The 264-nt window shown below is 66.3% G+C and carries 1 protein-coding gene; it reads right to left on the reverse strand.

All coding sequences use genetic code 11. The features are described from left to right. On the reverse strand, positions 1 to 264 hold a 264-nt coding region (locus AC3XQU_RS24105; RefSeq protein ID WP_489876650.1), incomplete at both ends, for a TraI domain-containing protein.

The raw sequence follows: 264 nt of genomic DNA on the forward strand, positions 1-264 counted from the left end.
GACTGCCGCAGTTTCAGGCTGTAGGCCACGATCTCCAGGCCGTGGTCGAGCATGCCGCCCGGATAGGCATGGTGATGCGCTTCGGAGGCCGGAAAGGCTTGGACCAGTTCGGCGTAGCGTTCCAGGGGCGTGCGGTACAGGGTGACGAATTGCCGGTGTGAGAGCGACGTGCGCTGCCAGATGTGCTCCAGCAGCTTCTGCCGGCGTGGGGTGGCCAGCAGCGATGCGGCCGACTCAGGACGCAGCAGCCCTTTCGGGAGGTCG

The sequence above is a fragment of the Telluria sp. AZSoR62 genome, from assembly GCF_058111565.1.